Below are 9953 nucleotides of genomic sequence, written 5' to 3' on the forward strand. Positions count from 1 at the left end.
TGGTGGTGACGGGCGCCACGCTGGAGGAGGCGGCCGCGTATGCGCGCAGCCACGGCGAAGTCCATGGCATGATCTTCGTCCATCCCTATGACGATCCGCTTGTCATCGCAGGGCAGGGCACGGTCGGGCTGGAAATACTCGAGGCCGTGCCGGAGCTCGATACGCTGGTCGTCCCGATCGGCGGCGGTGGCCTGATCAGCGGGATCGCCATTGCCGCGAAATCGATCAAGCCGTCGCTGCGGATCCTCGGCGTCGAGGCCTGGCTCTACCCCTCGATGTACAATGCCATCCATGACGGCAATTTGCCGGCACGTGGCGACACACTCGCGGAAGGCATCGCGGTGAAGTCGCCCGGCAAGATCACGACCGAAATCGTCCGCCGCCTTGTCGACGACATTGCGCTCGTCAACGAAGCCGAGCTCGAGCGCGCGGTGGCGACCCTGATCTCGATCGAGAAGACGGTCGTGGAAGGCGCCGGTGCCGCTGGCCTCGCCGCGCTGATGTCCGACCCGTCCCGTTTCGCCGGTCAGAAGGTCGGGCTGGTGCTGAGCGGCGGCAATATTGACACACGTCTGATCGCATCGGTCCTGACCCGCGAGTTGGCGCGCGAGGGGCGGCTCACCCAATTGTCGCTCGACATTCCCGACAGGCCCGGCCAATTGGCTGCGGTCGCGGCACTGCTGGCCGAGGCCGGCGCCAACATCATCGAGGTCTCGCACCAGCGCACGTTCTCGGATCTTCCGGCCAAGGCGACGTTGCTGCAATTGGTGATTGAAACCCGCGACAGCGCCCATCTCGACGAGGTCATGGCGAAGCTTGGCGCATCCGGATTGAGTGCGCGCTGTACCTGAGCGTGCATGATCGCCGCTATCGCCGCGTCAAACCCGCCAAATGGGCGATCAGCCGATCGATCTCCGCGTCCGTATTGTAGTAGTGCGGGGAGGCGCGCACCACCGGCGGCAGCGAGCGGATTTCGGCATCGATGCGCGTGCTCGACGGATCTGAGGCACCGATCGTGATGCCGGCTGCGGCCGCGTCGCTGACGACCGCTTCCGCCTCGTACCCTTCCACCGTGAAGCTGACGATGGCTCCCGGAGCGCGTCCGAGGTCGCGAACTCTGATGCCGCGAATGGATGCAAGGCCGCCCCGGAGGCGGTCCGCCAGCATGCGGCAACGCCGCTCGATCGGGCCGATCCCGATATCGAGGGCATAATCGACAGCCGCGCCGAGCCCAAGCCGGGCTGCGTAGTTGTTCTCCCAGGTCTCAAAACGGCGCGCATCGTCACGCAGCCGAAAAGCGTCCCGGGAGACCCAGGGTGCGGCGAAGTGATCGATCATTGGCGGTTCGAGCCGCTGCAGCATTTTTCGGCCGACGTAGAGAAAGCCGGTGCCGCGCGGGCCGCGGAGGAATTTACGCCCGGTCCCCGACAACATGTCACAGCCGATGGCCTCGACGTCGACCACCATCTGTCCGACTGCCTGGCAGGCGTCGAGCAGATAGGGGATGCCGTGCGCCCGCGCTATCTTGCCGACGGCTGCAGCCGGATTGACCAGCCCGCCATTGGTCGGAACCCAGGTGATCGCAATCAGCTTCACGCGCTCATCGATCATGCGTTCGAGCGCGTCGACGTCGAGCTCGCCGCTGGCATCGCTCGGCACGACGTCGATCGCGACGCCTGTTCGGTTGGCGACCTGAAGAAAGGCGACATAGTTGGCCGCGTACTCCGCCTCGGCGGTCAGGATCCGGTCGCCCTTGCTGAATGGAAGCGCGTAAAAAGCCATCTGCCAGGCAACCGTCGCGTTCTCCATGAGGGCGATCTCATCGGGCGCGGCGTTCAGGAGGCGGGCGACCGAGCCGTAAACGGATTCAAGTCGGCGCGCCTCGCGGTCGGCGGCGGCATAGCCTCCGATCTCGCTCTCCAGATCGATGTGTTCCTTCATCGCCGCAACAACCGACGCCGGCATCAGCGCTGCGCCCGCGTTGTGGAGATAGGCGAGCCGAGAGGCAGCCGGCGTGTCGCGACGAATTCGGTCGATATCCATCATCCATGCCTCCGCGTCTCGCGATCCTCGTGCATGGATTAAACGCGTCGAGGGATGCGAACAAGATGGCCAAGCTTGGTCTCAGATGCAAAGGCCGAGCAGCTTGATGTGGCAGCCGCTGGATTTTGGCTTGCTGGCGGGCGCAGCCTCGCGCTTCACCGCAACCAGCGGCTCCCCGTCTTTCTTGCCTTTGCCTTTGCCCTTCGGCTCGTAGTCGCCGGCGATCACCACTGCCCAATAGGTGCGCTTGCCGCTAGCGTTTTTCGCGCTCGCGATCCCGACGCGGGAAGCGTTATGCAGCAGCAGATTCTTGCGGTGTCCCGACGAGTCGATCCACTGTCCGAGGGTCTTCTCGAAATTGTCGTAGCCGTAGGCGATGTTCTCGGCGGCGCGGCCTGCGCCGGCCGGTGCGACCCGGCGGTTGAACGGGCCGAGGGCGTCGTGACTGAGGTCGTCCTTCGTCGCCATCGCGCGCGCCTGGTCCATGGCGATGCGGTCGAGGGTCGAATCGCGGACGACGCGGACCTCACCATGCTTGAGGCGGAAGCTCGAGATCAGCTCGGCGGGGGACTCGGCCATTGCGGACGTGGTGGCGAGCAGCAGAAGGCTAGCGATCAGGCCGCCAACCACACGATGCATCATGTACCCCCGAGTGCCCATGACCCCGCCAAGTCCCCCCGCCAAGTTCGAATTATCGGATCGCTTCTCTATCGCCAATGTGGACGCTTCAAGGCGTGATCCACGTTAGCTCGCCGGCAGGTCGGCCTCGAAATTGAAGCGGTCGCGCAGGTTCTTGCGCTGCTCCAGGATGTCCTTGAGGAAAGCACGGTCCTGGTCGTTCTTCATCATCGGCTCGATCAGGTCGAGCTGGTTCATGGCGACCAGTTGCAGGATCTCCGTGCGCGGCTTGCCGTCCGGATTGCGTGGCAGTGCGTGCACGACCTGGATGTGTTCCGGCGGCTTTGGCCCCTTGGCAGCGGTGAGCTCGTTGCGCAATTGGCCTTCGAGCGCGGCCTGATCGGCTTCGACGAAGGCATAGAGGCCGACACCGGAGCGGCGATCGGCAAAGGCGACGATGGCGGTGTCGCGCACGGCGGGGTTCTTGCGGATCAATTCTGCCAGCACCGGCGCGTCGTTGACGAGCCTTCGGCCGCCGCCTTCACGGTCGGTGAAGTTGAACAGGCCGCGGGTGATTGCCCGATAGACCTTCTTGCCGGTGGCGAGCCAGAGGCTGGCGGCGAACGACTTCTTCGCCAGGATCTTGCGCTCGCGCGGCGTCAGCGCCTCGGGCGCGTAGGATCGCTTGTGCTTGAGCAGATGCCGGAGATCTTCATAGGCCAGAATCCGGTAAAGCCGGCCGCGACGGTCGAAGCAGGCGGCGAGCTGGAAGTCGGTCACATAGGCGCGACCGTCGCGGCCGACCAGCCAGTTCTGTTCCTTGGCAAGATCGTTGTGACAGATTCCGGCGCGGCGCAGCCGTCGCAGCGCGGCCTTCGCCGAGCGAAAATAGGCGAGGTCGCCATGCGGTTTCGCCAGATGCAGTGCGACACCATCGACGAAGCTGCGCACCAGCGCGCGGCGTCCGGCCCACAGCAGCTCCGGGCCGACATCGAGTCCCTTAGCGAGTGCCAGCGCATGCTTCTCGCGGGCGAACAGGTGGCGCGCCAAAAGGAATGACCACCACGGCACCTCGTCAAGGCGGCGCAGCACCGCGTCGACCTCGCCGTCATCGTCGCGGAATCGGCCGCGCTCGACGGTCGAGAACACGTCGCGCTTGAGCAGCACGCCCTCGGTCCAGCGCGCCGAGAGTGTTGCGGCGTCGTCTTTGGGAAGGTTCATCGAAAACTCACGCCGCGGCGGCAATGCGCAGGTGATCGGCGATCCAGCGATCGAGATCGGCGAGCGCCAGCGCGCTCATCGCCTGCTTTTTGGCCACCGTCTTCTGGTTCCCGCGCAGCCGGCTTCCGTCGGGTTTCTTCGTCGGTGCGCTGGCGAGCGGCGGGAACAGGCCGAAATTGATGTTCATCGGCTGGAACGAGCGCGTGCCGGGCTCGATGGTCTCGATATGGCCGCCGGTGATGTGGCCGAGCAGGGATCCGAGCGCAGTCGTGACCGGCGGACTCGCAAGCGTCTCGCCGCGCACCTCCGCTGCCGCATAGAGACCGGCAATCAGGCCGACGCTGGCGGATTCCACATAGCCCTCGCAGCCCGTCATCTGGCCGGCAAAGCGCAGCCGCGGCTGCGCGCGCAGGCGCAATTGGCCGTCGAGCAGCTTTGGCGAGTTGAGAAAGGTGTTGCGATGCAGGCCGCCGAGGCGAGCAAATTCGGCCTTCTCCAGCCCCGGAATGGTGCGGAAGATGCGCTGCTGCTCGCCGTATTTCAGTTTCGTCTGGAAGCCGACGATGTTGTAGAGCGTGCCGAGCTTGTTGTCCTGGCGCAGCTGCACGATCGCGTAGGCCTTGGTGGTGGGATCGTGCGGATTGGTGAGGCCGACCGGCTTCATCGGTCCATGGCGGAGAGTCTCGGGGCCGCGTTCCGCCATGACCTCGATTGGCAGACAGCCGTCGAAATAGGGCGTGTTGGTCTCCCATTCCTTGAACTCGGTCTTCTCGCCGGCGACCAGCGCTGCGACGAAGCCGTCATACTGCTCCTTTGTCATCGGGCAGTTGATGTAGTCGGCGCCGGTGCCGCCGGGACCGACCTTGTCGTAGCGTGACTGAAACCAGGCCACCGACATGTCGATGGATTCGCGGTGCACGATCGGCGCGATCGCGTCGAAGAAGGCGAGGGCGTTCTCGTCGGTCAACTCGCGGATCGCATCGGCCAGCGGCGCCGAAGTGAGGGGGCCGGTCGCAACGATGACGTTGCTCCACTCGGCCGGCGGCAGGCCTGCGACCTCACCGCGGGCGATCTCGATCAGCGGATGATCGTTCAGCGCCTTGGTGACGGCCGCCGAGAAGCCGTCGCGGTCCACCGCCAGCGCGCCGCCGGCGGGTACCTGGTTGGCGTCGGCTGCGCGCATGATCAGCGAATCGAAGCGGCGCATCTCGGCATGCAGCAGGCCGACGGCGTTGTTGGCGGCATCGTCCGAGCGGAACGAATTGGAGCAGACGAGCTCGGCAAGCCCATCGGTGCGGTGTGCCTCGGTCATGCGGGTCGGCCGCATCTCATGCAGCACCACGGGCACGCCGGATTTGGCCACCTGCCAGGCGGCTTCGGAGCCGGCAAGGCCTGCGCCGATCACATGCACGGTATTTGATTGGGGTCCTGTCATGGGGCGGACAGGTAGCGCTTTTCGGCGATCAGTGGAATCGCCGAGATCGAGTTTTCTGCCTCCGGATGCGACAACGCCCGCACGAGGCGGGCGCTATCGGTCCTTCCGGTTCAGGGCTGAACGATATCAGCCCTGATACTGACCGGCGGCAACGCGCGGGATGTCGGAGCGATCGAGGCCGATATCGGAAAGCTCGCGATCGCTGAGCTGGGACAGCTCGGCAACATTGCGCTGATAGTCCCGGAAAGCTTGGATCATGCGGATGAGCGAGAGCAGCATTGGTAATCTCCTGTAGTTCGATTCAGCTCTTGCCCGAGCCTCATCGTTGAAATGAATATAGGTGAGAGTGGTGCAGTGCGAAAGTTCCGATGCTGCGATGCAGCTAAGCGCTGAGTGCATGGCGCTGGTAACGGACGATTAACCCGAAAGCACTCCCGCCCAAAGGGTAGGCGGAACAGGGAGCACAGGTCTGAAGTCCCGTGAATTCACGGATTTGCTATGGGCTAGTCGGTTCCGTTCGGAGCGAAATAAGTCGCTTTGCTCTTGTCCGCAAGCGGATCGACTAGCTTCTATAACCAAGTCTCACATGCGAGAATCGCATGATTCTAATGAACTGATACTCATTACTTGGCGCGTGCGTACACTTTTGCCAACTCTCGCCAGCGATTCGCCTGGTTGCAGCGGATCCACATGACGAAGGGCGGCGAGTCAGGACTATCCCGCTTGGTTAGCCACAACCGTCCCCGCTCGCAGTGCACACACGCTGAACGTGTGGCGTTGATTACAAGCGCGTAATGAAAATCAGAAATTTTGCATGCAGCTCTGCGCGCCGCGCAACATCACGCAATTCTCGCAGGGAATTCATTGCGTCAAGTTGCCGCGCCCGGAGGAAGGTGATGTCGCAGATTCCGGCAATGTCGCTGGCTCTGGCCCAAGAACAAGAGAAGGAAGGTAACGTCATGACGAAGTTACTCGGGGTTGTCGCAATTGCCGCCGTTGCGTTCGCCGTCACGCCGGCCCAGGCCGCCAAGCACGCCGCCGGCGGCTGCAGCTCGGCCAATTTGGAGAAGACAGAGACCGCGATCGAAAACATGGCCGATGGTGACGGCAAGTTCGTCGCGCAGAAGGAGATCGCGGCCGCGCAGGACTCGCTGCTCAACGGCAAAATGGGTGCGTGCGGCGCGCATCTGAACAAAGCGATGCACGCCACCATGGGCAAATAGGAACTTCAGGAACGCATTAGGAGAGGGCCGGTCGCCGAGCGATCGGCCCTACGCTTTTGTCCTGCAAGCATCTCATCTAAGGGGCGCGCGCGAGCTGGGTGGCGAAATAGGCGACGGTCTTCGAGTAGACCTCGCTCTTGTTCCACTGCTGCAGCACCGCGAAATTCGGACTGCCCGGCTGCCAATCCTTACCCTTCTGCCAGCCATAACCAGCAAGATAGTTCGCGGTGGAGGCGAGCACGTCAGGGGCGTTGTGCAGGAGATCGCGCTTACCATTGCCGTCGAAATCGACGGCGTATTTCATCCATGACGACGGCATGAACTGGGTCTGTCCGAGCTCGCCGGCCCAGGCGCCCTTCATGTCGGCCGGTGCGAGGTCGCCGCGCTGGACAATGCGGAGCGCATCCAACAGCTCGGCGCGAAACTGCTCGGAGCGCCGGCAGTCATAGGCCAGCGTCGCCAGTGAGCGGATGGTCGCGAACTTGCCGGTATTGACGCCGAAATCGGTCTCGAGACCCCAGATCGCGACCAGCACCTCGCCAGGCACGCCGTAGGTCTGCTCGATACGCGACAGCACCGAGCCGTATTGCTTCATCATGTTGGAGCCGCGCGTCAGGCGCGGCGGCACCATGCGGCCGGAAAACTCCTCGAAGGTCTGGCTGAAGACCTTCTGCGAGCGGTCGCGGTTGAGCACGTTCTGATCGAGCGTCACACCGGCGAGCCCGGCAGAAATGGCCTGTTGCGAGACGCCCTTGGCCGCGGCGTCCGTTTTGAAGTCTGCAAGCCACGCGTCGAAATTGCCTGAACCGCAGGCAACAGCGGCGAGCGCTGGCTGAGCGGATAGGATGGACGCGGTGATGGCTAAGGCTGCGAGGGCGAGACGAGAAATCGTCGGGGTCATTCGAGCAAATAAATTCCGTGAAGTGATCTGAACGGCGCGCGCAATCTCGATGGAAACCGCGGCCAAAGCAAGGCGTATGACAGTGCGCGATCCTGCCCGCACCGGGGCAGGATCGCATGTCACGATATCGTCAGGCGTCGGTCCGATTGCGCCAGGGGAAGAGGTTGGCGGGGAAGTCGGCGGCCGGCTTGCGTGCACGATGCGGCGGAGGCGGCACCGGACGCGCGCCCGGATCGGCCGAGATCACCTTGCGGTAGAGATGCCAGGTGGCATGGCCGAGCACGGGGACCACCACGGCAAGGCCGAGGAAGGCCGGAATGGTGCCCAGCGCCAGCAGGACGGCCACGATCAGGCCCCAGGCCGCCATCGGCACCGGGTTCTTCGCGACGACGCGCAGTGACGTCACCATGGCCTCGAACGCGCCGGCATGGCGGTCAAGCATCAGCGGGAACGACACGGCGCTGATGCACAGCGCGGCAAGGGCGAACAGGAAGCCGGTGCCGCAGCCGACCACGATCAGCCACCAGCCTTGCCGGCTCGTGAGCACGCGCGTCAGAAAATCCGAGATCCCGGATGCGCCTTCATAGCCGAAAGCGGCGACATAAATTGCCTGCGCGGTCGCAACCCAGGTCACGAACAGGGCTAGCAGCAGCGCGCCGAGACCGAGCATGGCGCCGAACGAGGGCGAACGCAGCACCTCCATGGCATCCCAGGCGCTGGCCTCCTCATGGCGCTCGCGCCGGCTGGAGAGCTCGTAGAGACCGAGAGCGGCGAACGGGCCGATTAGCGCGAAGCCTGCGGCCAGCGGGAACAACAACGGCAACACTGAATAGCCCATCACCACGCGGGCGAGCACGAGGCCCAGCACAGGATAGATCACGCAGAGGATGATGGCGTGGCTCGGCACCGCCTTGAAATCGTCCCAGCCGCGCTTGAGCGCATCCTGCAGATCGGAGAGTTGGATGGTTCGGATCACCGGTCCAGCCGCTTCGGCGGTCTGGGCCATGGACGGGACATTGCCCGGGTAGAGTGTGGCCATGGTCGCTAGCTCCCTTGCCATGCGGCCGCATCTGGCGCCAGCAACGGCGCAAGCGGCCGCTATTCTGAGTTTCGCGATCCCCAACCAGACGCGAATTCCGGATGGCATCGCGAACTGAACGTCAACCGTACGCCCATTTGCGAGTCCTGTCCCTCACGCTTGGGTGAGATTCGATGCCGCGGTGCAATCTCTACAGTGTCATTCGGTCGTTATTTCGCCGCAGATAAGCTGATGCTGCGTGCTTGTTCGCGGAACTTTGGCGGGCGCAACGACGCAACTTGGTCTATAAGTGCCACTCAAGGCCCTTCCAGCGGGTCCTTTTCGGGGAGCAGACATGAGCATTTTCGGGAAAATTATGGGCGCGATCTTCGGTAGCCAGCCAGCTTCCGCCGCGCCCGCAGGCAGCGCACCGTCGGGCAGCGCGCCCGCAGGGGCCGCGCCGAGCGGATCCGCGGCGACGGTGGACGTTGCCTCGATCGTCGACGCGGCGGCCGCTGCGCACAAGGGCGAAAAGCTGGAATGGCGCACCTCGATCGTCGATCTGATGAAGGCGCTCGACATCGATTCCAGCCTCGCTGCGCGCAAGGACCTCGCCAAGGAGCTCGGCTACAGCGGCGACACTAACGATTCCGCGACCATGAACGTCTGGCTGCACAAGCAGGTGATGTCCAAGCTCGCCGCCAATGGCGGCAAGCTGCCGCCGGAGATCAAGCACTGACCGATCGCCCGGTCGCAATCCAAGGGCCCGCGATCGCGCGGGCCCTTTTGCATTCAGGCGACGAGATCCGCATCTTCCGGATGCCTGTCGAGATAATCGACGACGAAACCGCAACCGGCAATCACCTTCCTGCCGTCGCGCCGGATCAATTCCAGCGCGCCCTTGACCAGCTCGGAGCCGATGCCGCGGCCGCGCAGCGCGCGCGGCGTCTCGGTGTGGGTGATGATCACCGCCGACGGCGTCAGCCGGTAATTGGCGAAGGCGATTTCGCTGCCGACATCGAGCTCGAAGCGGCTTCTGTCCTTGTTATCCCGTACCGACGGCGCCATGCAAAAATCCTTCCGACATGCTGCTTGCCTCTGATCTAGGCGCCTCAACCGGTCCTTGCCAAGGTGCGAGCAAGAGTGGTTGCCGCAGGGGAGATATCCGGAAACTGCGTCGTTATGGAAGCTCGGGGCGTTGTAGCCCCCCGCCGCTTCTCGCAACGCCGGCGTTGGATCTCTTCCTAGGCCTGATCGCCCGGATGCTTCAATCGGTCGCCTTGGCGAGCCTGGAATCCTCCGGCTGCGCCTGCGGGCGCAGGCATCCCTGGCAGATGACGAGGGAACGGTTGACCCTGGCGTCCCGTTCCTCCTCGATGCCATCCTTCGCCTGCCACCATTCCTTTGAATAGGGCTGAAGCGCGGCTTGCGACCTGTTGCGCTCGGATCGGGCCGCGCGCGCTGGTTCTGAAGCAGCGCGCGGGTGATTGGGAT

11 protein-coding genes and 1 pseudogene are annotated in these 9953 nt (G+C 64.0%); 3 read left to right on the plus strand and 9 right to left on the minus strand.

Annotated features, from left to right (window positions below):
• Positions 1-851: pyridoxal-phosphate dependent enzyme (locus tag IVB32_RS11530; protein ID WP_247410387.1), on the plus strand; the 851-nt coding region annotated here is incomplete at its 5' end.
• Positions 852-867: 16 nt separating this feature from the next.
• On the opposite strand, the gene IVB32_RS11535 is transcribed toward IVB32_RS11530, so the two are convergent.
• The 5 genes from IVB32_RS11535 to IVB32_RS11555 form a co-directional block, all read right to left on the minus strand.
• On the minus strand, positions 868-2046 hold the full coding sequence (locus tag IVB32_RS11535) for an aminotransferase class V-fold PLP-dependent enzyme (protein ID WP_247296626.1): 1179 nt from the start codon (positions 2044-2046) through the stop codon (positions 868-870).
• A 78-nt stretch (positions 2047-2124) separates the two neighbouring features.
• On the minus strand, positions 2125-2682 hold the full coding sequence (locus IVB32_RS11540; protein WP_247385810.1) for a CAP domain-containing protein: 558 nt from the start codon (positions 2680-2682) through the stop codon (positions 2125-2127).
• A gap of 105 nt (positions 2683-2787) precedes the next feature.
• Entirely contained in the window at positions 2788-3882 is a 1095-nt protein-coding gene (locus IVB32_RS11545) for a serine/threonine protein kinase (protein ID WP_085384637.1), read from the minus strand.
• 7 nt (positions 3883-3889) lie between these two features.
• Positions 3890-5317, minus strand: a complete 1428-nt coding sequence (gene trmFO / locus IVB32_RS11550; RefSeq protein ID WP_247410388.1) for a methylenetetrahydrofolate--tRNA-(uracil(54)-C(5))-methyltransferase (FADH(2)-oxidizing) TrmFO — start codon at positions 5315-5317, stop codon at positions 3890-3892.
• 126 nt (positions 5318-5443) lie between these two features.
• Positions 5444-5596, minus strand: a complete 153-nt coding sequence (locus IVB32_RS11555) for a DUF1127 domain-containing protein (protein ID WP_018458011.1) — start codon at positions 5594-5596, stop codon at positions 5444-5446.
• 617 nt (positions 5597-6213) lie between these two features.
• Here IVB32_RS11555 and IVB32_RS11560 point away from each other — a divergent pair.
• Positions 6214-6540, plus strand: a complete 327-nt coding sequence (locus IVB32_RS11560; protein WP_247410389.1) for a hypothetical protein — start codon at positions 6214-6216, stop codon at positions 6538-6540.
• A gap of 76 nt (positions 6541-6616) precedes the next feature.
• Here the strand turns inward: IVB32_RS11560 and IVB32_RS11565 are convergent, their stop codons facing one another.
• Together IVB32_RS11565 and IVB32_RS11570 are read right to left on the minus strand one after the other, a co-directional pair.
• On the minus strand, positions 6617-7441 hold the full coding sequence (locus IVB32_RS11565; RefSeq protein ID WP_018458009.1) for a lytic murein transglycosylase: 825 nt from the start codon (positions 7439-7441) through the stop codon (positions 6617-6619).
• A gap of 130 nt (positions 7442-7571) precedes the next feature.
• On the minus strand, positions 7572-8480 hold the full coding sequence (locus IVB32_RS11570; RefSeq protein WP_247296633.1) for a DUF2189 domain-containing protein: 909 nt from the start codon (positions 8478-8480) through the stop codon (positions 7572-7574).
• Positions 8481-8814: 334 nt separating this feature from the next.
• Here IVB32_RS11570 and IVB32_RS11575 point away from each other — a divergent pair, with 334 nt between their 5' ends.
• Positions 8815-9198: a DUF3597 domain-containing protein gene (locus IVB32_RS11575; protein ID WP_085384623.1), complete on the plus strand. Its 384-nt coding sequence runs from the start codon at positions 8815-8817 to the stop codon at positions 9196-9198.
• Positions 9199-9251: 53 nt separating this feature from the next.
• Here IVB32_RS11575 and IVB32_RS11580 read toward each other — a convergent pair whose 3' ends face one another.
• Positions 9252-9527, minus strand: coding sequence for a GNAT family N-acetyltransferase (locus IVB32_RS11580; RefSeq protein ID WP_018458006.1), 276 nt, complete (start codon positions 9525-9527; stop codon positions 9252-9254).
• A 199-nt stretch (positions 9528-9726) separates the two neighbouring features.
• Positions 9727-9953 (minus strand): annotated as a pseudogene (locus IVB32_RS11585) (hypothetical protein); the annotation flags it as partial.

It is taken from the genome of Bradyrhizobium sp. 23, from assembly GCF_023073295.1.
Lineage (GTDB): Bacteria > Pseudomonadota > Alphaproteobacteria > Rhizobiales > Xanthobacteraceae > Bradyrhizobium > Bradyrhizobium canariense_D.